We start from the raw sequence: 24,943 nt of genomic DNA, 5'->3' as shown, positions 1-24,943 counted from the left end.
TCGGGCCGGGGGTCAGGCCTTGACGGCATCCACCGGTTTTCCGTCCGCGCCGATGCGCACGACGTAGCTCGTCACCTCGCGGGACACCAGCATCGGGATGATGGCGCCGAAGCCCAGACGCTGGAAGTGCTCGGAAGCGCGGTGTTCGTCCAGGCCGCTCGCGTCGGTGTACTGCTCGAGGATCACGTAGCGATCGGGATCCTGCGGCGAACGGTAGAACGCGTAGGCCAGGTTCTTGGCCTCGCGGCGCGTGGCCTCGGTCAGTTCGACCAGCAGCACGCCGACCTGGTCGCCCAGCCCAGGCTTGACGTGGTAGTGGGCAATGACCTGCAGGAAGCTGCCGTCCGCGGAGGTCGGGGCAGCCGGGGCGGTCGAAGTGATCGGGGAAGGCGTGTCGGACATGGCGGACGTCGGCGATGGCCGGGGTCGTGACGGATGGCGCATTGTCCGGCGCACCTCCGCCGAACCATTTAAGTTTCTTCACGTACGCGTCGATATGGAGCGAAGGTGCCATCCAGGGCGCTGCGCGCCCGCATGAGCGCAGGCAGACGAATCCAAACGGATCCAAGCGGATCCAACATCTCGGGAGACACATTCATGATTCATCTCGTGGCGGGCCGATCGATCGGCCAGCGGCTCGGCGTGGTGCTGGGGCTGGTGCTGCTGATCGCCTTCGTGGGCTCGGGCCTGAGCTACCTGGCCCTGGGCCGCGTGGCTTCCGAGACCGACGTGATGCTGAACCAGGACCTGGCGGCCGAGCGCGTCGCCTCCGACTGGTACCGCAACATCACCAACGGAGTGAACCGCACCAGCGCGATCGCGGTCAGCGCGGACCCGAGCCTGGCCCAGTTCTTCGCCACAACCTCGGCCGAATCGACCAAGCAGTCGGGCGAGCTGCAGAAGCAGCTCGACGGCTTCATGGTCACGCCCGAAGAGCGCAAGATGTTCGAGACCCTCAGCGAAGCCCGCAAGGGTTACCTGAGCACGCGCGACGCGGTCGCCGCCGCCAAGAAGGCCGGCGACGCCGACAAGTCGCGTGAGGTTTTCGACCGCGAGTTCCAGCCCGCCGCGGCCAAGTTCCAGGAGGCGATCCAGGCCATCGTGCAGCACAAGCGTTCGCTGCTGGACGACGCCGCCAAGCAGCTCGACGCGACCAACAGCCGGGCGCGGACCGCGCTGCTGGTGTTCTCGCTGGTCGCGCTCGGACTGGGCGTGTGGTTCGCGGTGACGCTGACGCGCTCGATCACCGGACCGCTGCGCGGCGCCGCCGAAGTGGCCGACGCCATCGCCCACTTCGACCTGACGCAACGCGTGCCGCAAGGCGGCCGTGACGAGACGGGGCAATTGCTCGGCTCGCTGGGGGGCATGCAGTCGCAATTGCTGAAGCTGATCGGCGACGTGCGCGGTTCGGCGGAGAGCATCGGCACCGCCAGCGCCGAGATCGCCACCGGCAACCACGACCTGAGCGCGCGCACCGAGCAGACGGCCTCCAACCTGCAGGAAGTCGCCGCGTCGATGACCCAGTTGACGGGCACGGTGCGTCAGACGGCGGACTCGGCGATGACGGCCAACCAGTTGTCGAGCTCGGCGGCCGAGACGGCCCAGCGCGGCGGATCGGTGATGGGTCAGGTGGTCAGCACGATGGGCGAGATCAGCGACAGCTCGCGCCGCATCGCCGACATCATCGGCACCATCGACGGCATCGCGTTCCAGACCAACATCCTCGCGCTGAACGCCGCCGTGGAAGCGGCGCGCGCCGGCGAACAGGGCCGCGGCTTCGCGGTGGTCGCGAGCGAGGTGCGCTCGCTGGCGCAGCGCAGCGCCGAGGCGGCCAAGGAGATCAAGACGCTCATCGGCGCGAGCGTCGAGCGCGTCGAATCGGGCTCGCGCCTGGTCGAGGACGCGGGCGGCGCAATGACCGAGATCGTGGCCAGCGTGCAGCGCGTGGCCGACATCATCGGCGAGATCAGCGCCGCCTCGCGCGAGCAGAGCGACGGCATCAACCAGGTCAACGCGGCCATCGGCCAGCTGGACCAGATGACGCAGCAGAACGCGGCCCTGGTCGAGGAATCGGCCGCCGCGGCCGAGAGCCTGAAGGAGCAGTCGCAGCGGCTGGCCACCGCGATCTCGGTGTTCCGGCTGCGCTGAGCGTTCCTGGAGCAGGATGAAAAACGAGGCCCCGCGGGGCCTCGTCGTCGTTCCAGGGGGCGACGTTCAGAACGTCATCGTCTTCACGCCCTGCGCCGTGCCGAGCAGGCAGACACCGGCCTTGTTGCGGGCGAAGACGCCGACGGTGACCACGCCGGGCCACTGGGTGACCTCCGCCTCGAACGCGGCCGGATCCGTGATCTTCAGGCCCTTGACGTCCAGGATCTGGCAGCTGTTGTCCGTCACGCAGTCCTTGCGCAGCACGGGCTCCGCGCCCATCGCCCGGAAGCGGCGCGCGATCTGCGCGGCGGCCATCGGGATCACCTCGACCGGCAGCGGGAAGCCGCCCAGCACGTCGACCAGCTTGCTCTCGTCGGCGATGCAGACGAAGGTCCTGGCCAGGTCGGCGACGATCTTCTCGCGCGTCAACGCGGCGCCGCCGCCCTTGATCATGTTCCCTTGGCGGTCGATCTCGTCGGCGCCGTCAATGTAGACCTGCAGCGACTCGACCTCCGACGCGTCCAGCACCGGGATGCCCAGCGCCTTCATCCGCTCCGTGCTGCGCACCGAGCTCGACACCGCGCCCGAGATGCGGATCGCGCTCGCGGCCAGCGCGTCGATGAACTTGTCCACCGTCGACCCCGTGCCCACGCCCACCACCGTGTCCGGCGTCACGTACTGCAATGCGGCCTGGCCGACCAGGGTCTTCAATTCGTCTTGGGTCATGGCGGGGGAGCGAGCAAACGCTCGTCGTTGATGGCGGGAGAGGAAAGGCGGGATTATCTCCGCCGCTCAGGGACGCTCACGCCGGCGACGACCTCAGCCCGTACACCTTCCCGCGGACGAAGAGGTACTCCGCCCGCAACACGGCCGCCCCCTGCTCTCCCGGCGCGGCGAAGCCGATCACCGACACCTCGGTGCCAGGTCTGATCTCCTCGACCTTCCAGGCCTCCAGCCGCGTCAGCGGCGCCAGTTCGACCTCCCAGCGCCGGTCGCGCCGGGTCGGTACCTGCGTCTTCGCGAGCAGGGCCTCGCCGTCGACGGCGGTCGTCTGCTTCGGCAGCGCTCGCTGCTTCAGGTCGGCGGGCAGCACGAGCCGCTCCGGCACGTCCAGATCCAGTTCCGCATGCGGATTACGCCAGATGACCTTGGCCGCGCGGCCCTCGAGGTACAGCGGTCGATCCTGATCGAAGCCGCTCCACCCGTGATGGGCGCGGACCGTGGCGGGCACGAGGGGCGCGGCCGCGAGCGCGGCCAGCAACAGACGACGTTCCATCGAAGCCTCCTGGAAGGAAGAGAAGGAAGTGAAGGAAGTGAAGGACGCGCCGGCGGGTGGCAAGTCCACGAACGCGTCAGACGAACGCGATCCAGCGCCCGCAGATGATGACAGCGACCCAAATCCCCAACGACAGCAGGCATTGCCAGCGACCGAGCCGGTCCTGCGCCCGGACGCCGCCGCGCCAGTGGAACCACGCGGCGTTCAGGCCCGCCAGCGCGATCAGCGCCACCTTGATGCGCATCGCCGGATTGACCCACAGCTCCTGCGGCTGGATCGCGAACATCGCCGCGCCCGACGCCGCGCACAGGGCGAAGCCCGCCAAGGCCGTGGGAATCGCCAGTCGGGCCAGCGACGACGGATCGAGCTCGCGCCGCACGCCCAGCGTCCTCAACTCGAAGACCAGCAACCCGCCGAACAGCGCGCCGAGCCCGATCAGGTGCACGACCGAGAACGCCGGGTAAGCCCACGGATGGGCCACCAGCGTCGTCATCGTGCGCCACATGCACTCAGGCCACGCGACGCTCGCGACGTTGGCGCACCGCGGCGGCCAACGAGCGCATCAGCGGCTCGGTCTGGCTCCAGCCCAGGCAGGCGTCGGTGATGGACACGCCGGGCAGCAGGTCGGCCTTGGTCTGCCCCGTGAGCAGGTCCTGGCGACCCGGCTGCAGGTGCGACTCCACCATCACGCCGGTGATGCGCTCGTCGCCGCCGGCGATCTGCGCGCCGACGTCGTGGCCGACGTCGATCTGGCGCTCGTACTTCTTCGACGAGTTCGCGTGCGAGAAGTCGATCATCAGTTGCTCGCGCAGGCCCGCCGCCTTCAGCACCTCGGCCGCTGCCTGCACCGAGGCCGCGTCGTAGTTCGGCGCCTTGCCGCCGCGCAGGATCAGGTGGCAGTCGTCGTTGCCGCGGGTCTCGAAGATCGCGGCCAGGCCCATCTTCGTCATGCCCATGAAGGCGTGGCTCGCGCGCGCCGCCAGCACGGCGTCGGCGGCGATCTTCACCGAGCCGTCGGTGCCGTTCTTGAAGCCGACCGGGCAGGACAGGCCCGACGCCAGCTGGCGGTGGCTCTGGCTCTCGGTCGTGCGCGCGCCGATGGCGCCCCAGGCGATCAGGTCGGAGATGTACTGCGGCGACAGCAGGTCCAGGAACTCGGTGCCCGCGGGCAGGCCCAGCGCCGTCACGTCCAGCAGCAGCTGGCGCGCCAGCCGCAGGCCTTCGTTCATGTGGAAGCTGCCGTCCAGATGCGGATCGTTGATGTAGCCCTTCCAGCCCACCGTCGTGCGCGGCTTCTCGAAGTACACGCGCATGACGATCAGCAGGTCCTGCTCGAGCTCGCCGCGCAGGTCCTTCAGCAGCCGGGCGTAGTCCATCGCCTGGCCGTGGTCGTGGATGGAGCACGGCCCGACGATGCACAGCAGGCGGTCGTCGCGGCCGTGCAGCACGTCGCTGATCTCGCGGCGCGCGGTCTCGACGACCTTCAGCGAAGCCTCCGGCAGCGGGAGCTCGTCGAGCAGCAGCGCCGGCGAGATCAGCGGTCGGACCGCGTCGATGCGGGTGTCGTCGGTGCGGGTGTCGTCGCGGGTGGAATCGGCGGAACCGATCTCGCGATCGTGCTGCGGGTGGTCGAGGTGCTTCATGGCGGCGGCGGTGCGCCCTGTCGGGCGCCGAAACGCGAAATGGAACCGCCGATTATCCGCCCGACCGGGACATCGAGGCGAGTCCCACCGAGGTCGCCGACAACACGAAGCCCGCCAGCGCCAGCGCGCCGAAGTGCTCGCCGAGCAGGCCCATGCCCATCAGCGCCGACACGCCGGGGATCAGGTAGAAGAGCTTGGCCACCGCGCCGGCCTGGCCGCGCCGGATCATCACGAACATCAGGCTGAACGCGCCGATCGAGTTCACCAGCCCCAGCCACAGCGTCGAACCGATCAGTTCCAGGCTCCAATCCGGCGCGCCGGGTTCGCGCCAGAGCGCCAGCGCCAGCACGGCGACCGCGGAGACCGTCATCTGGATGCCGCTGCCGGTGCGCAGGTCCATGCCGGCGCAAAAGCGCTTCTGGTACAGCGTGCCGGCGACCAGGCCCGTCAGGCCGAGCAGCCCCGCGCCGTACGCCATCCACGCGCCACCACCCAGCGGCCGGTCCACGATCACCAACGCCACACCGGCCGCGCCGCCGAGCATGCCCAGCCACTGACCGGTGCTCATGCGCTCCGCCAGCCAAAGATGGGCGCCCATCGCGGTGGCGAGCGGCATCATCCCGATCAGCAATGCGGCCACGCCGGTCGGCAGACCCCACGCGATTGCACAGTAGACGCCGGAGAAATGCAGCACCTGCATCAGCAGGCCGACGACGCCGAGGTGGATCCAGGCCCGCGCGGTCTTGGGCCAAGGCGCGCGCGTCGCGAACGACACGGCCAGCAGCACCACCGCCGCCAGCCCGAAGCGCAGCGCCAGCAGCGTGAACGGTCCCGCGTGCGGCAAGGCCAGCTTGCCGGCGACGTAGCCGGTGCTCCACAGCAGGATGAAGAGCGCCGGCAGGCTCAGCGCGACGAGGGCGCCGAGACGGTCCGGCCGCGTGGCAACAGGCACATGAGGGAGCGCGCGCGACATCGACGCCGCTGATGGCGCGGGCGACACAGGCGCCCTATGCGGGGAGGCAGTGAGCAGGGTCGAGGTCGTCATGGCGTACTCCCAGTGGATCGGCAGTTGATCGGCGATGGGATGAACTCTAGAAATGGAAGCCCTTGGACACAATCCGCTTCCGATTCGTTTTAGAGTTTCCAGATCGAGAACAATCAAGGGATCGCCATGGGACGCCTGGAAGACCTGCAAGCCTTTGCCCGCGTCGTGGACGCGCGCAGCTTCTCGGGCGCGGCCAAGCTGCTGGGTGCGACCAAGTCCGCCGTCAGCAAGCAGGTTGCGCGGCTGGAGCAGCAGCTCGGCACGCGGCTGCTGCACCGGACCACGCGCAGCATCAGCCCCACCGCGGAGGGTCGCGGCGTGTACGAGCGCGCCCAGCGGCTGATCGAAGAGGCGCAGGCGCTCGATGCGGAACTCGCCGGCCAGCGCGAGCAGCCGCGCGGCGTGCTGCGGCTGAGCACCTCGACCGCCTTCGGCAACCTGCAGTTCACCGCGCTGATGGCCGAGTTCTGCGCGCTGCATCCGCAGTTGCAGGTCGTGCTCGGCCTGAACGACCGCTACGTCGACCTCGCCGAGGAAGGCTTCGACGTCGTGATGCGGCTGACGGGGCGTCCGAGTCCCGGCCTCGTGGCGCGCAAGCTGGCGGACATCCGCTTCGTGCTGTGCGCCTCGCCCGACTACCTCGCGAGGCACGGAACACCAGCGGCGGTCGCGGATCTGGCCGACCACCGCTGCCTGCGCTTCGGCTACCTGCACGCGCCGGAGCGCTGGCGCTTCCGGCATCCCGCCGACGGTGAGACGGAGGTCGAGATCTCCGGCGCGCTGCGCTTCGAGAGCGGCCTCACGGCCAACAGCAGCGAGTCGCTGCGCGTGGCGGCGCTGGCGGGCATGGGCTTGGCGGTGCTGCCGACCTACGCGATCGGCCGCGACCTGCGCGAGGGCCGCCTGACCGCCCTGCTGCCGGACTGGACGCCGCTGGGCGGACCGGCGGAGGCGAACGTGCTCTACGCCGTCTACCTGCCCAGCCGTTTCCCCAGTCCGAAGGTCCGCGCCCTGATCGATTTCTGTGTCGAACGGTTCGGCGACGTCCCGCCGTGGGACCGCCCGGATCCCGCTTGAAACTGATTTCCCACCCGCCTCTACGGGCCTGCGGCGGACTTCCGGTGGAACGCCTCCTCCGGGCCCCGGCCCGTTCGGGCCACGGAGAGTCCCCCATCATCGTTCGCACGGCAGGAGTATGGGCGGCATGGGCGGTCCAAGGCACGATGAGACAATCCGCCCCCATCATGGCTCTCATCCCCTACGGCTTTGCCCGTCCCTTCCTGTTCGGGCTGGATCCCGAACACGCGCACGAACTGACCCTCGGCAGCATCGCCCGTCTGCAGAACACCCCCGCCCAATGCGCCTGGGCGCAGACGCGGGTCTCGGATCCGGTGACCGTCGCCGGACTGCGCTTCCCCAACCGCATCGGCCTGGCCGCCGGCCTCGACAAGAACGGCCGCTGCATCGACGGTCTCGGCGCGATGGGCTTCGGCTTCATCGAGGTCGGCACCGTCACGCCCAAGGCGCAACCCGGCAACGACAAGCCGCGCATGTTCCGTCTGCCCGCGAAACAGGCGCTGATCAACCGCCTGGGCTTCAACAACGAAGGGCTGGACGCGTTCATCGCCAACGTCAAGCGCTCGTACAGCTTCCGCCACCACGGCGGGCTGCTCGGCCTGAACATCGGCAAGAACGCCGCGACGCCGATCGAGCGCGCCGTCGACGACTACCTGATCGGCCTGGAAGGCGTGTTCCCGCACGCCGACTACATCACCGTCAACATCTCCAGCCCCAACACCAAGAACCTGCGCCAGTTGCAGAGCGACGAGGCGCTGGATGCCCTGCTCGGTCCGCTGCAGGCGCGCCGGCTGGCGCTGCAGGATGCCAGCGGACGGCAGGTCCCGCTGTTCGTGAAGATCGCGCCCGACCTCGACGAGGACCAGGTCGCCGTCATCGCCGCGAGCCTGAAGCGTCACGGCATCGACGGCGTCATCGCGACGAACACGACCATCTCGCGCGAGGCCGTGCAAGGCTTGCTGCACGCGAACGAGGCCGGCGGCCTGTCGGGCGCGCCGGTCTTCGAAGCCAGCAACCGCGTGATCCGCCTGCTGCGCGCCGCATTGGGCAACGGCTACCCGATCATCGGCGTGGGCGGCGTCCTGGGCGGCGAGGACGCCCGCGCCAAGCTGCAGGCCGGCGCGGATCTGGTCCAGCTCTACACCGGCCTGATCTACAAGGGTCCGGCGCTCGTTCCCGAGTGCGCGAAGGCGATGGCGCGGCTCTGATCTGCCGCTCCAGTCACGATCGCCCCCTCCGCCCCTCCTCCCCCCCAAAAAAGCGCTCCTCGTGAGCGCTTTTTCGTTGGGCCCATCAGCAAAGACCTGCTGCTGGGTGACGGAACCTGACTCGAAGGAGGAATTGACCAGACGATAATGCCTCGCATTCCCATTTGTCTGATGACTGCCCGCCCATGATGGATCACGTGACCAGCCCCACCCGGGGGAAGAGCCGACCCCAGCCTCTCCCGCTGCTGTCGCGCATCGGCGCGGCGATCTTCGGCGGCTACGCGTTCTGCTGGGGCTTCATCGCGATCGCGCACAGCGGCCTCTATGCGCTGGGCATGCCTTTCCATGATGCCGAGCACTTGAGCGCCATCCTGGGCGTGCTGCTCTTCCTGGTGGTGTTCCTGTGGACCTTCGCGGCACGCCGCGTCGGCGTGAGCTGGGCGGTACTGCTGGTGGGCGGCGGCGTCATGACCGGGGCGGCCGCGCTGATCCAGCGCGCGCTGCTCGCCTGACCCGAAAGGAGCGAACCGTGTTCCAGAATTTCCGGCTCTCGATGGCCTGGCTGCACACCTGGTTCGGCCTGGTGCTGGGCTTCGTGCTGATGGTGGTGTTCTTCTTCGGCTCACTCTCGGTCTTCGACCGCGAGATCGACCGCTGGGCGATTCCGTCCTCGCGCTTCGAGCCGCAGCCCATGCCGTCGTTCGACCAGATCCTGAAGCCCGCTTTCGAGAAGATGCAGCCGGCCAAGGAGGCCGTCGCGCTGCTCGAGGGCCGCGTCAACGGGCCGCTGCCCGAGCGCTTCGACGTCGTGAACAGCTGGGGCGCGTACACGACGCACCGCGATCCGGTGGTGTCGGTGTTCGCCGGCTACAAGGTGCCGAACGCCAAGGACCCGGACGAGACCGTCTTCGCCGTCCATGCGCTCGATCCGCGCAGCGGCGCGGTGCTGCCGCAGGGCCAGTTGCGCATCGGCAGCGAGTTCTTCTATCCGCTGCACTACAGCCTGCACCTCACGTGGAAGGACCTGGGCTACTGGATCGTCGGTTTCTCGGCGCTGATGATGCTGGCGGCGCTGGTCAGCGGCGTGGTGATGCACCGCAAGATCTTCCGCGAGTTCTTCACCTTCCGCCGCAACAAGACCGTGCAGCGCAGTGCGCTGGACCTGCACAACCTCACCGGCGTGGTGGCGCTGCCCTTCCACTTCTTCTTCGCGTTCACGGGACTGGTGATCTTCGCGGGCATCTACTTCCCGGTCGCGCACACGCAGCTGCATGACCTGCACGACCTGCACGAGCGCGTGGAGGCGCAGGAAACCGGTCTGCCGCACGAGCGCGCCGGCGTCGCCGCGCCGTTGGCCTCGGTGGACGCGATGGTGGCCGAGGCGCAGCGGCGCTGGGCGGCCAAGGGCATGGCGGGCGATGTCGGCTTCGTCAACCTGCAGCACGTCGGCGACGCCAACGCCTATGTGAGCGTGTATCGCGCCGGCACCGACCGCGTCGCGCTGACCGGCGAAGGCATCCACTTCAAGGCGACCACCGGCGAGCTGCTGCGCGAGGATCCCCCGCGCACCGCCGTCGACAGCGTCAACGAGTTCCTCACCGGGCTGCACCTGCAGCACTTCCGGCACTGGCTGCTGCGCTGGCTGTACGTGCTGGGCGGACTGCTGGGCTGCGTGTGCATCGCGACGGGCTTCCTGTTCTTCGTCGAGAAGCGCAAGCAGCAGCACGCGAAGGCGGGCGGACAAGGCAGCCGCATCGTCGATGCGCTGGCGGTGACGACCGTGACCGGCATGCTGGTCGCGACGATGGCCATGCTGATCGCCAACCGCCTGCTGCCGGAGTCGCTCGCCGACAAGGGCGAGTGGGAGCGCAACGTCTTCTGGAGCGCGTGGGCGCTGACGATGGTGCATGCCTTCGTCCGGGGCGGCGCGGTCGCGCGGGCGAAGATGAATCCGGCCTGGCGCGAGCAATGCTGGGTGATCGCCGCGGGCGCGGCGACGGCGGTGGTCGCGAACGCGGTCACGACGGGCGATCACCTCGGAAAGACGCTGTCCGCGGGCTACTGGCCGGTGGCCGGTGTGGACCTCAGCCTGATCGCGACATCGTTGATCGCACTCTTCGCCGCCGGCAAGCTCGCTCGACGGGCCAGGCACTCAGTCTCGGCAGAGCCTGCCTCGCCGTCCGCCCTCAAGACCGCAGGGGCTCGTCATGGCTGAGCCCGTGATTCTGCTGAGCGCCGCCGCCGCGAACGCCGTGCTGGGCTTCGGCTGGCTGGCGTTGGCCATGGACACCCACTGGGAGCAGGTCCACGGCGAAGAGGCGCCGACAGCGGCCACCGCCCGGAATCTCCGCGCGGCAGGCGTGCTGGCGCTGGCGCTTTCGCTGGGCCTGTGCCTGAAGGCGGATCACCCGTCGATGGCCGCGCTCGTGTGGCTGATGCTGCTCGCAGGCGCGGCAGCGGCCATCGCGGCCACACTGTCGTGGCGCCCGCGATGGCTGAAGGCACTGTGGCCGAGTTGAGCGGCCGAAAGAGAAACGGCCGCGTGAGCGGCCGGACAGGCATGGCCGCTTCGAGCGGCCGGGCCCCCGATCAGTCGTGGCGGCGACGACGCGCCACGACACCGATACCGGCGATGCCGGCAAGCATCAGCGCGTAGGTGGCGGGTTCGGGGACGGCCGCCGCCGCGGCGACGTTGACCGTCGTCGAGAAGACCGCGCCGCCGAAGCCGGCACCACTCAGCGTGCCGCTGGCGAGCAGCTGATACGTGCCGGCGGCCAGGTTGGCGTAATGGAAGCCGGTGGCGCTCGCATCCAGATCGGTCAGGCCGTTCAGGCCCGCGAAGCTGAAGCTCACCGACTGCAGCGGCACAGTGAAGCCGTTGCCGAAGCTGATGGTGGTCGCCGCCAGCACCGAGCCGGTGACGTCCGAGGCCTGGGTCAGGGTGAAGGATCCGAGGACGACGTCCGAGAAGCTGTTGCCGCTCGGGGTCACGGTCGGCGTGACGAACACCGGATCCAGGGTGGCGGCGCCTGCGGCACCGGCGAGCAGCGCGGCGCCAAGCGCCAGCACGAGAGACTTCAATTTCATGGCTGCCGATCCCGTCAGTCGAGTTGATTCGTGACGAAGTTTGCACTGCAGCATGAGTTCGTGTCCTGGACAAACCAGCGACTTTTGTTGCAGTGCGTCACTGAGGCGTCACATGCGCAGGGGACAAGGGACAGGTTTTGTCCCTTGTCGTTGTCCCTGTCATGCCTGCTCCAGGCACGCCGACGATCGAACGGCCATCGGGCTGACGATCAAGCAGTGAACGCCGTGACGGCGCGCGATCAGCCCGCCGTGACGCGCATCGGCTTCGTCATCACGTCGCAGGGTTTGCCCTTCTTCGCGCGCTTGCCGGCATAGGCCGAGAGCGCCGCGTTGCGCAGCGGCTCCTCCTTCGCCTTGCCGCCGCGGACCGTGCCGCTGACTATCAGCACGGTGGTGAAGGCGGCGATGCTGACCAGGGCATCCTTCGCGTCCAGGTCGATCAGCGTCAGGCCGCGACCGCCCTTGGGCTGATGCTTCAGCTCGTCGATCGCGAAGGTCAGCAGGCGGCCGGTCATGGACAGGCAGGCGACCTGCACACCCGCCACTTCGCCGGCCGGCACCACCGACGGCGGCAGCGGGCGCTCCTCGCCTTCCAGGCTCAGGAAGCTCTTGCCCGCCTTCTGGCGGCCGACCAGGTCGCCGACCTCGGCCACCAGGCCGAAGCCGCCCGTTCCCGCCAGCAGCAGCTTCTGCGTCGCCGCGGCAGCGTAGTAGTGCGCGATCTGGGTGCCCGACTCCAGCTCGATCAGCGTGGTGATCGGCTGGCCGTCACCGCGGCCGCCCGGCAGCGCCGAGACCGGCACCGAGTACGCCCGGCCGTTGGTCCCCAGCACCACCAGCGGATCGACGCTGCGGCACGGGAACACGCCGTACAGCGAGTCGCCCGACTTGAACGCCAGCGCCGCCGGATCCACCTCGTGGCCCTTGAGCGCGCGCACCCAGCCCTTCAGGCTGACGACCACGGTCACCGGCTCGTCGACGATGCGCACCTCGGCCACCGCGCGCTTGTCTTCCTTGATCTCGGTGCGGCGGTCGTCGCCGTACTGCTTGGCATCGGCCTCGATTTCCTTGACCACGGTGCGGCGCAGCACCGACGGGTTGGACAGGATCTCCTCGAGCTTGCCGGCTTCCTCGCGCAGTTCCTTCAGTTGCTGCTCGATCTTGATGAACTCCAGCCGCGCCAGTTGACGCAGGCGGATTTCCAGGATGTCCTCGGCCTGACGGTCGCTGAGCGAGAAACGCTCGATCAGCGCCGGCTTGGGCTCGTCCGAGTTGCGGATGAGCGCGATGACCTCGTCGATGTGCAGCAGGATCTTGTGGCGACCCTCCAGGATGTGGATGCGCTCTAGGACCTTGTCCAGGCGATGCTGGGTCCGCCGGGTCACGGTATTCAGGCGGAAGCCGTTCCACTCGGTCAGGATCTTGCGCAGCGTCTTCTGCGTCGGCCGGCCGTCGTCGCCGACCATGGTCATGTTCAGCGGCGCCGTCGTCTCCAGGCTCGTCTGCGCGAGCAGCGTGTTGATGAAGTCCTGCTGGTCGACCGTGCGGCTCTTGGGCTCGAAGACCAGGCGCACCGGCGCGTCCTTGTTGGACTCGTCGCGGGCCTTGTCCAGCACCGCCAGCATCGCGCCCTTGAGCTGCAGCTGCTCCGGCGTCACCGTCTTCTTGCCGGTCTTGACCTTGGGGTTGGTGAGCTCCTCGATCTCCTCGAGCACCTTGGCCGTGCTGACGCCTTGCGGCAGCTCGGTGACGACCAGTTGCCACTGGCCGCGGGCGAGGTCCTCGATCTTCCAGCGCGCGCGCACCTTCAGGCTGCCGCGGCCGGTACTGTAGGCCGCACGGATCTCGTCCGCCGAGCTGATCAGCTGGCCGCCGCCCGGATAGTCCGGTCCCTTGATCGCGCTGAAGAGTTCGTCGTCGCTGGCGTCGGGGCGCTTGAGCAGCAGCACCGCCGCCTCGGCGACCTCGCGCAGGTTGTGGCTGGGGATCTCGGTCGCCATGCCGACCGCGATGCCGGAGGCGCCGTTCAGCAGCACGAAGGGCAGCCGCGCCGGCAGCTCGCGCGGCTCGCTCTCGGAGCCGTCGTAGTTGGGCTGGAAGTCGACCGTGCCCTGGTCGAGCTCGTCCAGCAGCAGGCGCGAGTAGGCCGACAGGCGCGCTTCCGTGTAGCGCATCGCGGCAGCGTTGTCGCCGTCGCGGCTGCCGAAATTGCCTTGGCCGTCGACCAGCGGGTAGCGCTGGCTGAAGTCCTGCGCCATGCGCACCATCGCGTCGTACGCGGCCTGGTCGCCGTGCGGGTGGTACTTGCCGAGCACCTCGCCGACCACGCGGGCGCTCTTGACCGCCTTGGCGCCCGTCGTGCCGGTGAAGCCCAGGCCGAGCCGCTCCATCGTGAACAGGATGCGGCGCTGCACCGGCTTCTGGCCGTCGCTGTAGGACGGCAGCGCACGGCCCTTCACCACCGACAGCGCGTACTCCAGGTAGGCCTGCTGCGCGTACTGCGCCAGCGTCAGCGCGTCGCCGGACGGGGACTGTCCGCCCGGGCCGCCAGCGCCGTTCGGGTTCTCGAAATCAAAGGTCTCTTGGGTCATCTCTCTCATGCCGGCCTGCGCCGGTCGTTCGAAACTTCTTGCGAATGTCTTGAGGAACGCTCCTGGGAACGTTCTCGGGAATCTGATGCTTCGGAATCCGCCTCGTCAGAAGCGCCGGCCGCCGCGACTGCTCATTCGAGCGGCGCCGCCACCATCGTCAATTGCCTGGCCCGGCTGCCGAGGCTGCGCTGCAGCAGCGCCCAGTAGAGCTCCAGCACTAGGTGGACGTGAGCCTGCGTTTCGTCGATGTCGGGCATGTGTCCGCCGGCGCGCCGCACCGCGCCCTCGCCGGCATTCCACGCCGCCAGCGCCGCGTCGAGGCGGCCGAAGCGCCGCGTCAGATCCGCCAGCATCCGCGCGCCGATCAGCACGTTGGTGCGCGGGTCCTGGAGGTAGCCGACGCGCCGCAGTTCTTCCGGCGTCGCATAGCGCTGCGCGGTCACCGCGGTGATCTGCATCAGGCCGGTCGCGCCGCGGGGCGACACCGCATCGGGCTTGAAGCCGGATTCGACCGCGATGATCGCCTTCAGCAGCTCCGCGTCGATGCCGGTCGCCGCCGCCGCTTCGCGCAGATACGGTTGCACGGCCTTGACCTCGGGCGCGATGTCCAGCCACGTCAGCATGCGCTGGCCGTGGTCGGTCTTGCCCGGCACGCGCCGGATGCCGCTCAGCGGCGACATTACCGGCTGGAAGCGGCTGTCCACCTGCACCGGCGCGAAATGCGCGATGCCGTCGGCGTCCACGTAGCCCCACAGCTCCGCATGCGCCGGCGACATCTTGGCGGCAAAGGCCACCGCGATGCTCAGCGCCAGCCGCTTGCGCGACCCGCGTCCGCTTGACGTGGAACGGCCGTGGCTCATGCCACCTCCAGCCCCTGCGCGGCGCGCGCCTCGTATTCGCGCTTGAGCAGCGACATCACGATCAGGTCGTCGAACCCCTCGTCCATCACGCCGCCGGCATCGGGCATCGGCTCGACCCGCACGCATTCGCGCAGGCGGCCTTCCTCGACGTAGCCCTCGCTGCGGTACAGCGACTGCGCCCGCGTGTTGCGGCCCTTCACGTCCAACCAGAAGCGGTGCGCACCCAGTTGCGTGAACGCCATCTTCTTGAGCAGCCGCACGCACAGGCGTCCGACACCCTGCCCCTTCGGACCGAGCACGATGCGCTTGAGCTCCATCGAGCGGTTGGGGTTGCGGCAGCCCTGCAGGATCACGAAGCCGGCGCGCTCGGCGTCCAGTTCCACGATGAAATGCCGCGCGTCCGGGAACCGGACGGCGCCCTCGTGCTGCGTGCGCTCCCACGGCGTGATGAAGGGGCGGTTGCCCGCGTCCTGCTCCACGCCCACGACGAAGTCCAGGTCGGACAGCATCGTGGGTCGGAGCGTGACGCGGTGGTCGAGCATGGCGGGGTCCGGGGTTGAAGACGCTGGAGCGGCTCAGACGTCGACTTCGATGGAGTCGCCGTGCAACTCCATCAACTCGCGACGCGCAGCCGCTTCGCCCTTGCCCATCAGCTTGTTGATGGCGCCCTCGGTGTCGCCGAAGTCGAGCTCGCCGTACTGCACCTGCAGCAGGCGGCGCGTCTCCGGATTCAACGTGGTGTCCCAGAGCTGCTCGGCGTTCATCTCGCCCAGGCCCTTGAAGCGGCTGATGCTCCAGCTGCCTTCGCGCGCGCCTTCCTTGCGCAGCTTGTCGAGGATGGCGGTCTGCTCGCCCTCGTCCAGCGCGTAGAGCTTGGCCGCGGGCTTCTTGCCGCGCGCCGGCGCATCCACGCGGAACAGCGGCGGCCGCGCCACGTAGACGTGGCCGGTGGCGATCAGCTTGGGGAAATGGCGGAAGAACAGCGTCAGCAGCAGCACCTGGATGTGGGCGCCGTCGACGTCCGCGTCCGACAGGATGCAGATCTTCCCGTAGCGCAGGCCGGACAGGTCCGGCTCGTCGTTCTTGCCGTGCGGGTCGACGCCGATGGCCACCGAGATGTCGTGGATCTCGTTGTTGGCGAACAGCCGGTCGCGCTCGACCTCCCAGGCGTTGAGCACCTTGCCGCGCAGCGGCAGGATGGCCTGGGTCTCCTTGTCGCGGCCCAGCTTGGCGGAGCCGCCGGCGGAGTCGCCCTCGACCAGGAACAGCTCGTTGTGCAGCAGGTCGGTGCTCTCGCAGTCGGTCAGCTTGCCGGGCAGCACGGCGACGCCGGAGCTCTTGCGCTTCTCGACCTTCTGCGCCGCGCGCTGGCGCGTCTGCGCCTGCTTGATGACGAGTTCGGCCAGCTTCTTGCCGTGCTCGACGTGCTGGTTGAGCCACAGCTCCAGCGCCGGCTTCACGAAGGCGGACACCAGCCGCAGCGCATCGCGCGAGTTCAGCCGCTCCTTGGTCTGGCCCTGGAACTGCGGATCCAGCACCTTGGCCGACAGCACGAAGCTGGCGCGCGAGAACACGTCTTCCGCCATCAGCTTCACGCCCTTGGGCGCGAGGGCGTGCATCTCGATGAAGCCCTTGATCGCGCCGAACAGGCCGTCCTTCAACCCGGACTCGTGCGTGCCGCCCGCCACGGTCGGGATCAGGTTCACGTAGCTTTCGCGCATGACCTGGCCCTCCTCGGTGAAGGCCACGCACCAGCTGGCGCCCTCGCCCTCGGCGAAGTTCTCGCTTTCGGAGGCGGTCGCGAACTGCTCGCCCTCGAACAGCGGGATCAGCGGATCGGCCGGCAGCGCCTGCATCAGGTAGTCGCGCAGGCCGCCCTTGTAGGTCCAGGTCTGCGTCTCGCCGGTCTTCTCCTGCGTCAGCGTCACCGTGACGCCGGGCATCAGCACGGCCTTGGAGCGCAGCAGGTGCACCAGCTCGCCCTTGGGCAGGTCGGCGCTCTCGAAGTACTTGCCGTCGGGCCAGACGCGCACCGTCGTGCCCTGCTTGCGGTCGCCCGTCTTGAGGTCGGCCTTGCGCGTGGCGACCGGCTCGATGACGTCGCCGCCGGAGAAGGCCAGCGTCGCGACGTTGCCCTCGCGGTAGACCGTCACCTGCAGCCGCTTGGCCAGCGCGTTGGTCACCGACACGCCCACGCCGTGCAGGCCGCCCGAGAAGCTGTAGGCGCCGCCCGAGCCCTTGTCGAACTTGCCGCCGGCGTGCAGCCGGGTGAAGACGATCTCGACGACCGGCACGCCTTCCTCGGGATGCAGGCCATAGGGAATGCCGCGGCCGTCGTCCTCGATGGTGATCGAACCGTCGGTGTGCTGGATGACGGCGATGCGCTTGCCGTGACCGGCCAGCGCCTCGTCGGCCGCGTTGTCGATCACCTCCTGGATGACGTGCAGGGGGTTGTCGGTGCGGGTGTACATGCCCGGGCGCTGCTTGACGGGCTCCAGTCCCTTGAGGACGCGGATCGAGCCTTCGCCGTAGCTGCCCGGCGCGCTGCCGGTGGAAGTGACTGCTTTGGTTGCCATGGGGCGGGATTCTATGCAGCGTCGGCGACGCTTCCGGACGCCTGCCGGCACGGGTCGTTCCCATGGGGGTTTCCACCCCCATGGGCAGGCCTTCGCGCGCATGCCGCACGGCACACGCGCTCCCGCACGTCCGGTTACCGATCGAGCCCCGAAGGCATGGGAGCGCTGTCGTAGCATCCGCCGCTTGTCCGCACGCACCCGACCGACCGGCCCGATGTCGCCCCTGCCCCGCTCCCCCCGCCCGCTGCTGGCCCCGCTCGTCCTGACACTGCTCTCCCTCCTCGGAGCGGGTGCGGCCCAGGCCGACAACTACAAGGCCAGCCCGGAGATGGCGATGGAGCTGCGCCACGCCCGCTGGTTCGACGGCGAGAAGCTGCAGAGCGGCACGCTCTACGTCGAGGACGGCCGCTTCGTCGAGAAGCGCCCGCGCAAGGTGAACCGCCTGCTGGAACTGCGCGGCCAGACCCTGGTGGCGCCGCTCGCCGACGCGCACAACCACAACCTGCAGAGCGCCTGGGGCCTGGACAAGTTCGGTCAGGACTACCTGCGCGACGGCGTGTTCTACGCGGCGATGCTGTGCGCCGACCCGGCCGCGATCGAGCCGATCCGCGCGCGCATCTCGCAGCCGGAGGCGCCGGACGTCCTGTTCGCCACCGCCTGCATCACCTCGTCCGATGGCCAGCCGCTGGCGATGCTGCAGTCCGGCACGCCGCCGATGGCGCTGGACCAGATCGTCGACAAGGCGGTGCTGGTCATGGACACGCCTGAGCAGGTCGGCCAGAAGTGGCCGCTGATCGCCGGCCGCCACAGCGACCTCGTGAAGGTCATCATGAGCTACCACGACCGGCCCGAGCTGCGCCAGGTGCCCGAGCAGCGCGGCCGGCTGGGCGTGACGCCCGAGGTCGTGGCCGAGGTGGTCCGCCGCGCGCAGGCGGAGCAGCGCCGTGTCGTGGTCCACATCGAGAGCGCCGCCGACTTCGCCGCCGCGGTGCGCGCCGGCGCCGACTTCATCGCCGAGCTGCCGGGCTACTTCCCGCAGCACGGCGAGGAGCCCGAAACCCACCTGATCCCGCCGGACGTCGCGGCGCTGGCCGCCGAAAAGAAGATCGGCATCGTCACCGCGACCGTGGCGACGCGATTGTTCCAGCCGGCGCCGGAACTGCTGGCGCGCATCGAGGCCGTGCAGAAGCAGAACCTGGAGCGGCTGAAGGCCGCCGGCGCGCGGCTGCTGGTCGGTTCCGACCTGTTCACCGGCAACGCGCTGAACGAGGTGCACCACCTCGACCAGTTGGGCGTGCTCGACAAGGCCGCGCTGCTGCGCCTGGCCACGGTCGAGACGCCCAAGGCGCTCTTCCCGCAGCGCAAGCTCGGCTGCTTCCAGCCCGGCTGCGAGGCCAGCTTCCTGGTGCTGATCGGCAACCCGCTCGAAGACCTGGACACCCTGGACAAGCCGATCCTGCGCATCAAGCAGGGCCGCGTGCTGACGCAGCTTGAGGACGTCGCCGCAACCGCGGGCGAAGAAAACAACGCCTTGAACTCTGCCGCCGGCGCCGAGAAGAAGGCCTCCGGCAAGAAGTCCAGCGCGAAGTCCACCAAGAAGTCGTCCGGCACCAAGGCCAAGCCGGCGGGCAAGCCCGCCAAGGGCACGAAGACGAGCGCGCGCCAGTCCTCGACGGCACGCGCCTGATCGCCCGTCGGGTCGTCGGTTGATGGGCCGGTCGATCGCCCTTCGGAGGGAGACTGACGTCCGCAAGTCATCCAGGCGTCAGCGGATCGCGCATGAAGCCATTACATTGACCGGATGAGCGCGATGCCGATTCCCCCCTCCTCCCCCCGCACGTTGTCCATGCGGCAGGTGCTGATCTGCGGCGCCGCGATCGTCACGCTGTCGATGGGCATCCGGCACGGCTTCGGCCTGTGGCTGACGCCGGTCACGATGGACCGGGGCTGGACCCGCGAAGCCTTCTCGCTCGCACTGGCCGTGCAGAACATCGCCTGGGGCGCGGCCGGTCCGTTCGCCGGCATGCTGGCCGACCGCTTCGGCGCCTTGAGGGTGCTGATCGTCGGCGCCCTCCTCTACGCCGCGGGCCTGGCGCTGATGGCGGTGTCGACCTCCACCGCCGGTTTCCTCGGCAGCGCCGGCGTGCTGATCGGGCTGGCCCAGTCGGGCACCACCTATGCGGTCATCTACGGGGTGATCAGCCGCAACGTCTCCGCGGAGAAGCGCTCCTGGGCGATGGGGGTGGCCGCGGCAGCGGGCTCGTTCGGGCAGTTCCTGATGGTGCCGGTCGAGAACTGGCTGATCGGCTACAACGGCTGGCAGAACGCGCTGTTCGTGCTGGCGATCGCCGCCTGCCTGATCATTCCGCTGGCCTTCGGCCTGCGCGAGCCGGCCCGGGACGCCGCGCACGGCGCCCACCACCAGAGCATCGGCCAGGCGCTGCGCGAGGCCTTCGGCTACCGCAGCTTCCAGCTGCTGATGCTGGGCTACTTCGTCTGCGGCTTCCAGGTCGTGTTCATCGGCGTCCACATGCCGAGCTACCTGAAGGACCACGGCCTGACGCCGCAGGTCGCCACCAACGCGCTGGCGCTGATCGGCCTGTTCAACGTCTTCGGCACCTACGCCGCGGGCACGCTGGGCCAGAAGCTGCCCAAACGCTATCTGCTGTCGGGCATCTACCTGCTGCGGTCCATCGCGATCATCGTCTTCCTGAACGTGCCGCTGACGCCCGCGAGCGTCTACGTCTTCGCGGCCGTGATGGGCGTGCTGTGGCTGTCCACCGTGCCGCCGACCAACGCGATCGTGGCGCAGATCTTCGGCGTGCAGCACATGTCGATGTTGGGCGGCTTCGTGTTCTTCAGCCACCAGATCGGCAGCTTCCTGGGCGTGTGGCTGGGCGGCAAGCTCTACGACGCGACAGGGTCCTACGACGTCGTCTGGTACCTGGCCATCGCGCTGGGCGTGATGGCGATGCTGGCCAACCTGCCGGTGCGCGAGACCGCGATCCCGCGGCGCGCGGTGCCGGCCGCAGCATGAAGCACCGCGGGCTCTGGCGGATCGTGGCGTGGCTCGCCGCTTGCGGCGTGCTGGCGGCGGTCTTCCTGACCTACACGCAGCCCTCGCTGATGCAGCAGCTGGGCGACGCGATCTGGGCCTGCTTCTGATCTGATTCCGGGTTTCGATCTGACGACGGATACAACAGGCGCCACGAGCGCAACGACAACGGAGACAACATGGTCGTGATCATCACCGGCGCCTCCGACGGCATCGGCGCCGAGCTGGCGCGTCAATGGGCGCGGCGCGAAGGCGCCAAGCTCTCGCTCGTGCTGGCGGCGCGCAGCGTCGACAAGCTCGAGAAGGTGGCGGCGGAGTGCGAGGCGCTCGGCGCCCACACTCGCGTGCAACGCTGCGACGTCGAGTCGCAGGAAGACTGCCAGGAGCTCGTGCGCACGACGCTGGGCGCCTTCGGCGCGATCGACGTGCTGGTCAACAACGCCGGCATGTCGGCGCACGCGCTCTTCGACCAGGTCAAGGACCTCGCCTGGTACCAGCGCCTGATGCAGATCAACCTGTGGGGCTCGGCCTGGTGCACGCAGGCGGCGCTGCCGGCGCTCAAGGCCAGCAAGGGGCGCATCGTCGCGGTCTCGAGCCTGGCCGGGCTGCTGGGCATCCCGGGCCGCACCGCCTACAGCGCCAGCAAGTTCGCGATGACCGGCTTCTTCGAGGCGCTGCGCACCGAAGTCGCCGCCAGCGGGGTCAGCGTGACCATCGCGTATCCCGGCGTCGTCGACACACAGATCCGCTACCGCGGCTTCAACGCGCAGGGGCACGCCTCGGGGCTGAGCAGCCTCGACGAACGCGGCGCGATGCCGGTCCAGGAGTGCGCCAGACTGATCCTCGACGGCACGCTGGCGCGCGAGCGCGACATCGTCATGACCGCCAAGGGCAAGCTGGGCCGCTGGCTCAAGCTGCTGGCGCCGGCGATGGTCGACCGGATGGCGATGAAGGCCCTCAAGAAGGAACAACGACCCGCATGAGCATGTCTTCTTTCCCCGGCACCCCCTTTTCCGGCGCGCCAGCCGCCAGCGCCGCCTTCCCCAGCGACTGGGTGCTGCGCTGGGCGCAGGCCTGGCGGGACCGCGACGGCATCACGGCGCTCGACCTCGCCTGCGGCTCGGGCCGCCATCTGAAACTGCTGGCGGGCGAAGGCCTGGCCGTCACGGGCGTCGACCGGGACGCGGCGGCGCTGGCGACGCTCGCCGGGCTCTCCGGCCGGGTCGAACTGATCGAGGCCGACATCGAGCAGGGTCCGTGGCCGCTGGCGGGGCGCGCCTTCGACGTCGTGCTGGTCACCAACTACCTGTGGCGGCCGCTGCTGCCGCGTGTCGTCGAGGCCGTCGCGCCGGGCGGCTGGCTGATTTACGAGACCTTTACCGACGGACAGCAGACGGTCGGCCGGCCGGCGCGTCCGGACTTCCTGCTGCGCCCTGGCGAACTGCTCGAGGCCGTGGGTGGCCTGCGCGTGATCGCCTACGAGGACGGCTTCATCGAGGCGGAATCCCCCGTCCCTGGGGACGGGGTCGTCAACGGCCGGTATGTGCAACGCGTTGCTGCCGTTCGGGAGAACCGGCCTGACGGCGCTGGCGGCGACGCGGGTGCGCCGCCTGGGGTCTACCCGAGATACCGGCTGCGCTGAGCGCGCAAGCCCGGAAGCGCCCCGGCGCTTCAGTAGAATCCGCCGATCCAGAGGAATCCTCAATGAACGCAATTGTTGGCAGCATCGTCGCGCTGGTCACGCCGATGCATGAAGACGGCCGCATCGACTTCGATGGGCTGCGCAGCCTGATCGACTGGCACATCGACCAGGGCACGGACGTCATCGGCGTCGTCGGCACCACGGGCGAGTCCCCGACGGTCACGATGGAAGAGAACCGCGAAGTCATCCGCGTCGCGGTCGAGCACGTCAAGGGCCGCAAGCCGGTCCTCGCCGGCACCGGCGCCAACGCCACCGCCGAGGCCATCGAGCTGAGCCGCTTCGCCAAGCAGGTCGGCGCCGACGCCACGCTGTCGGTCGTCCCCTACTACAACAAGCCCTCGCAGGAAGGCATCTACCAGCACTTCAAGGCGATCGCGGAAGCGGTCGACATCCCGATGATGCTGTACAACGTGCCCGGCCGGACCGTGGCGGACATGGCGCCGGAAACGGCCCTGCGCTGCGCGTCGCTGCCCGGCGTGTTCGGCGTCAAGGAAGCCACCGGCAACATCGAGCGCGCCGCCTGGCTGATCAAGAACGCGCCGAAGCACTTCGGCATCTACTCCGGCGACGACGGCACCGCCATCGCGCTGATGCTGCTGGGCGGACGCGGACACGTCAGCGTCACCGCCAACGTCGCCCCGAAGGCGATGCACGAGATGTGCACGGCCGCCATCGAAGGACGCGTGCGCGAAGCCACGGCCCTGCACTTCCAGCTGCTGGGCCTGCACAAGCAGCTGTTCTGCGAGCCCAGCCCCGCGCCGACCAAGTGGGCGTTGAACAAGCTGGGCCGCTGCCCCAACAACCTGCGCCTGCCGCTGACGCCGCTGACGCCCGCCGGCCAGGATCTGGTCGAGGGCGCCCTGCGTGAAGCCGGCCTGCTCTAATCACCCCCGGCCGGCGCGCGCCGGCCGCACCTTTTTCCTTCAGCGGCCGCGGGCCGCAGCGACCTACCTCGGAGATCTCCAGCGTGACTCGTTCCCTTTCTGAATCCGGCGCGCCCACTCCGGTGCGCGTGGCCTGCCTGATGGCGCTGGCCTCGCTGACGGCGTGCAGCACGTTCGAGAGCATCACCAGCAGCGACAAGGTCGACTACCGCACCCAGGCCAAGCAGACCACCGGCCTGGACGTGCCGCCGGACCTGACGCAGTTGCCCAAGGAAAACCGCCCCACCGGCCCGATCAGCGCCGCGCAGCTGGCCGCGCAGCCGAACGCCCAGCGCCAGGCAGTCGCCACCGCCGGCGCGCCGGTCGCGCTGGACAAGGCCGGCACCGTCGAATTCCGTCGCCTGGGCAACTCCCGCTGGCTGCACAGCGCGCTGCCGCCGGAGCAGCTCTGGCCGCAGATCAAGGGCTTCTGGCAGGACCGTGGCTTCACGATCGAGTCCGAGGACCAGAACGTCGGCCTGATGGAAACCAACTGGGCCGAGAACAAGGCCAAGCTGCCGCAGGACTTCATCCGCAAGACGCTGGGGTCGCTGCTGGACTCGCTGTATTCCACCGGTGAGCGCGACCGTTACCGCACCCGCCTGGAACGCAACGACCAGGGCGGCACCGACATCTACGTCACGCACCGCGGCCTGATCGAGGTCTACACGAACTCGCAGCGCGACGAGACCGGTTGGCAGCCCCGCCCGTCCGATCCGGAGCTGGAAGCCGAGATGACCTCGCGCCTGATGCTCAAGCTCGGCGGCAAGGAAGAGGACGCCAAGACGATGGTCGCCAACGCGCAGCAGCCGGCGCCCTCGTTCGCCGAGGCGCCGCGTGGCAACGCGCCGCGTTCGCTGGCCGACGTGCCGGATCAGCTGAAGATCAACGAGGACTTCGACCGCGCCTGGCGCCGTGTCGGCCAGTCGCTGGATCGCCATGGCTTCACGATCGAGGACCGGGACCGCAAGCAGGGCCTGTTCTTCCTGCGCTACGCCGATCCGAACCAGGCCGGCAAGGAAGAGCCCAACTTCTTCCAGCGCCTGTTCGGCGCGACCAGCGCGTCCACCGCGGTGCGCTATCGCGTGTCGGTCAAGACCGAGGGCACGACCTCGACCGTCATGATCCTGGACGACAAGGGTCAGCAGCAGACCAACGAAATGGCCAAGCGCATCCTGCAACTGCTGATGGAAGACGTGCGCTGATCTCTCTCGATGGCGGACCACCGTACGCCATCAGTTTGCGCAAATCAAAACGCCACCTTCGGGTGGCGTTTTTCATTGGGGCGCATTCGACGCACGCCCTCGCGCACATTCGCTGCGGAGCGGCTCGGCAAACTCCACTCTAATACCAGTGCGAGGCAAAGAAAAAGCCGCAAGGGCGAACCCTTGCGGCTTTTTCTGGACGAGTGATCGTCTTAGTTGCTGGCGGCCGAAGCAGGCGCAGCAGCGTCGGAAGCGGCAGCCGAAGCTTCCACGGCCGGGGCCGAGGCTTCAACGGCGGGAGCCGAAGCTTCCGGAGCCGGGGTCGCCACGGGAGCGACAGCTTCTTCCTTCTTGCCGCAAGCGGTCAGGGCAACAACGGCCAGCAGGGAGGCCAACAGGATCGACTTTTTCATACTTGTCCTCAAGTAACTTTTAGACGAACAATCAATTACCGGTAATTAATGAAGTCGTACCAGATGACAAGTACAACTTCAGCAGACCAAGACGTGAGAAACCTCGAGCGCTTCCCTCGCCTAGCCAATGATTA

25 protein-coding genes are annotated in these 24,943 nt (G+C 68.9%); 13 read left to right on the top strand and 12 right to left on the bottom strand.

The features are described from left to right. Window positions 1-12 precede the first annotated feature (12 nt). The gene (locus AC07OZ_RS01170) at window positions 13-402 is read right to left on the bottom strand and encodes a putative quinol monooxygenase (RefSeq protein ID WP_495465352.1); all 390 of its coding nucleotides are present in this window, start codon (window positions 400-402) and stop codon (window positions 13-15) included. 195 nt (window positions 403-597) lie between these two features. Here AC07OZ_RS01170 and AC07OZ_RS01165 point away from each other — a divergent pair, with 195 nt between their 5' ends. Next, window positions 598-2,148 (top strand): methyl-accepting chemotaxis protein, encoded by a 1,551-nt coding sequence (locus AC07OZ_RS01165; protein WP_495465351.1) that lies wholly within the window; start codon window positions 598-600, stop codon window positions 2,146-2,148. 66 nt (window positions 2,149-2,214) lie between these two features. Here AC07OZ_RS01165 and rpiA read toward each other — a convergent pair whose 3' ends face one another. The 5 genes from rpiA to AC07OZ_RS01140 all read right to left on the bottom strand — a co-directional run bounded on the left by rpiA (window position 2,215) and on the right by AC07OZ_RS01140 (window position 6,112). Further along, a complete protein-coding gene (rpiA, locus tag AC07OZ_RS01160; protein WP_495465350.1) occupies window positions 2,215-2,874 on the bottom strand; it encodes a ribose-5-phosphate isomerase RpiA in 660 nt (219 codons plus the stop codon). A 76-nt stretch (window positions 2,875-2,950) separates the two neighbouring features. Next, window positions 2,951-3,424, bottom strand: coding sequence for a DUF6152 family protein (locus AC07OZ_RS01155; RefSeq protein WP_495465349.1), 474 nt, complete (start codon window positions 3,422-3,424; stop codon window positions 2,951-2,953). Window positions 3,425-3,500: 76 nt separating this feature from the next. Further along, window positions 3,501-3,929 (bottom strand): hypothetical protein, encoded by a 429-nt coding sequence (locus AC07OZ_RS01150; protein WP_495465348.1) that lies wholly within the window; start codon window positions 3,927-3,929, stop codon window positions 3,501-3,503. A gap of 4 nt (window positions 3,930-3,933) precedes the next feature. Further along, the gene (locus AC07OZ_RS01145) at window positions 3,934-5,067 is read right to left on the bottom strand and encodes a 3-deoxy-7-phosphoheptulonate synthase (RefSeq protein ID WP_495465347.1); all 1,134 of its coding nucleotides are present in this window, start codon (window positions 5,065-5,067) and stop codon (window positions 3,934-3,936) included. A gap of 52 nt (window positions 5,068-5,119) precedes the next feature. Next, a complete protein-coding gene (locus AC07OZ_RS01140; protein ID WP_495465346.1) occupies window positions 5,120-6,112 on the bottom strand; it encodes a DMT family transporter in 993 nt (330 codons plus the stop codon). 126 nt (window positions 6,113-6,238) lie between these two features. Between AC07OZ_RS01140 and AC07OZ_RS01135 the strand changes: the two genes are divergently transcribed. From AC07OZ_RS01135 to AC07OZ_RS01115, 5 genes are all read left to right on the top strand, one after another. Further along, window positions 6,239-7,189 carry a LysR family transcriptional regulator gene (locus AC07OZ_RS01135; protein WP_495465345.1) on the top strand — a complete coding sequence of 317 codons (951 nt, stop codon included), beginning with the start codon at window positions 6,239-6,241 and terminating at the stop codon, window positions 7,187-7,189. A 167-nt stretch (window positions 7,190-7,356) separates the two neighbouring features. Continuing rightward, the gene (locus tag AC07OZ_RS01130) at window positions 7,357-8,397 is read left to right on the top strand and encodes a quinone-dependent dihydroorotate dehydrogenase (protein ID WP_495465344.1); all 1,041 of its coding nucleotides are present in this window, start codon (window positions 7,357-7,359) and stop codon (window positions 8,395-8,397) included. 197 nt (window positions 8,398-8,594) lie between these two features. Further along, window positions 8,595-8,909: an iron uptake protein gene (locus AC07OZ_RS01125; RefSeq protein WP_495465343.1), complete on the top strand. Its 315-nt coding sequence runs from the start codon at window positions 8,595-8,597 to the stop codon at window positions 8,907-8,909. A gap of 17 nt (window positions 8,910-8,926) precedes the next feature. Continuing rightward, complete coding sequence (locus tag AC07OZ_RS01120; protein WP_495465342.1) at window positions 8,927-10,612, top strand: PepSY-associated TM helix domain-containing protein; 1,686 nt, start codon at window positions 8,927-8,929, stop codon at window positions 10,610-10,612. Continuing rightward, a complete protein-coding gene (locus tag AC07OZ_RS01115; protein ID WP_495465341.1) occupies window positions 10,605-10,916 on the top strand; it encodes a DUF3325 domain-containing protein in 312 nt (103 codons plus the stop codon). The genes AC07OZ_RS01120 and AC07OZ_RS01115 overlap by 8 nt, the downstream gene beginning before the upstream one ends. Before the next feature lie 70 nt (window positions 10,917-10,986). On the opposite strand, the gene AC07OZ_RS01110 is transcribed toward AC07OZ_RS01115, so the two are convergent. The 5 genes from AC07OZ_RS01110 to AC07OZ_RS01090 form a co-directional block, all read right to left on the bottom strand. Then, complete coding sequence (locus tag AC07OZ_RS01110) at window positions 10,987-11,484, bottom strand: FxDxF family PEP-CTERM protein (RefSeq protein WP_495465340.1); 498 nt, start codon at window positions 11,482-11,484, stop codon at window positions 10,987-10,989. A gap of 239 nt (window positions 11,485-11,723) precedes the next feature. Beyond that, window positions 11,724-14,084, bottom strand: coding sequence for a DNA topoisomerase IV subunit A (gene parC, locus AC07OZ_RS01105; RefSeq protein WP_495465339.1), 2,361 nt, complete (start codon window positions 14,082-14,084; stop codon window positions 11,724-11,726). A gap of 122 nt (window positions 14,085-14,206) precedes the next feature. Next, complete coding sequence (locus AC07OZ_RS01100) at window positions 14,207-14,935, bottom strand: lytic transglycosylase domain-containing protein (RefSeq protein ID WP_495465338.1); 729 nt, start codon at window positions 14,933-14,935, stop codon at window positions 14,207-14,209. After that, window positions 14,932-15,477 (bottom strand): GNAT family N-acetyltransferase, encoded by a 546-nt coding sequence (locus AC07OZ_RS01095; RefSeq protein ID WP_495465337.1) that lies wholly within the window; start codon window positions 15,475-15,477, stop codon window positions 14,932-14,934. The genes AC07OZ_RS01100 and AC07OZ_RS01095 overlap by 4 nt, the downstream gene beginning before the upstream one ends. Before the next feature lie 33 nt (window positions 15,478-15,510). Further along, a complete protein-coding gene (locus AC07OZ_RS01090; protein WP_495465336.1) occupies window positions 15,511-17,511 on the bottom strand; it encodes a DNA topoisomerase IV subunit B in 2,001 nt (666 codons plus the stop codon). Window positions 17,512-17,725: 214 nt separating this feature from the next. Between AC07OZ_RS01090 and AC07OZ_RS01085 the strand changes: the two genes are divergently transcribed. The 7 genes from AC07OZ_RS01085 to bamC all read left to right on the top strand — a co-directional run bounded on the left by AC07OZ_RS01085 (window position 17,726) and on the right by bamC (window position 24,396). Continuing rightward, on the top strand, window positions 17,726-19,198 hold the full coding sequence (locus tag AC07OZ_RS01085; RefSeq protein WP_495465335.1) for an amidohydrolase family protein: 1,473 nt from the start codon (window positions 17,726-17,728) through the stop codon (window positions 19,196-19,198). Between the two features lie 114 nt (window positions 19,199-19,312). Beyond that, entirely contained in the window at window positions 19,313-20,548 is a 1,236-nt protein-coding gene (locus AC07OZ_RS01080; RefSeq protein ID WP_495465334.1) for an MFS transporter, read from the top strand. Beyond that, window positions 20,545-20,676: a hypothetical protein gene (locus AC07OZ_RS01075; RefSeq protein WP_495465333.1), complete on the top strand. Its 132-nt coding sequence runs from the start codon at window positions 20,545-20,547 to the stop codon at window positions 20,674-20,676. The genes AC07OZ_RS01080 and AC07OZ_RS01075 overlap by 4 nt, the downstream gene beginning before the upstream one ends. 69 nt (window positions 20,677-20,745) lie before the next feature. Then, on the top strand, window positions 20,746-21,549 hold the full coding sequence (locus AC07OZ_RS01070) for an SDR family oxidoreductase (protein WP_495465332.1): 804 nt from the start codon (window positions 20,746-20,748) through the stop codon (window positions 21,547-21,549). 2 nt (window positions 21,550-21,551) lie between these two features. Further along, entirely contained in the window at window positions 21,552-22,208 is a 657-nt protein-coding gene (locus AC07OZ_RS01065) for a class I SAM-dependent methyltransferase (protein ID WP_495466469.1), read from the top strand. A 62-nt stretch (window positions 22,209-22,270) separates the two neighbouring features. Then, window positions 22,271-23,152 carry a 4-hydroxy-tetrahydrodipicolinate synthase gene (gene dapA / locus AC07OZ_RS01060; RefSeq protein ID WP_495465331.1) on the top strand — a complete coding sequence of 294 codons (882 nt, stop codon included), beginning with the start codon at window positions 22,271-22,273 and terminating at the stop codon, window positions 23,150-23,152. An 83-nt stretch (window positions 23,153-23,235) separates the two neighbouring features. Beyond that, the gene (bamC, locus tag AC07OZ_RS01055) at window positions 23,236-24,396 is read left to right on the top strand and encodes an NlpB/DapX family lipoprotein (RefSeq protein WP_495465330.1); all 1,161 of its coding nucleotides are present in this window, start codon (window positions 23,236-23,238) and stop codon (window positions 24,394-24,396) included. A 212-nt stretch (window positions 24,397-24,608) separates the two neighbouring features. Here bamC and AC07OZ_RS01050 read toward each other — a convergent pair whose 3' ends face one another. After that, the gene (locus AC07OZ_RS01050) at window positions 24,609-24,809 is read right to left on the bottom strand and encodes a hypothetical protein (RefSeq protein WP_331612821.1); all 201 of its coding nucleotides are present in this window, start codon (window positions 24,807-24,809) and stop codon (window positions 24,609-24,611) included. Window positions 24,810-24,943 lie beyond the last annotated feature (134 nt).

It is taken from the genome of Roseateles sp. GW821-FHT09G03 (assembly GCF_059416045.1).
The sequence above is the reverse complement of the archived record's forward strand: the minus strand, read 5'-3'. Positions and strand labels throughout refer to the sequence as shown.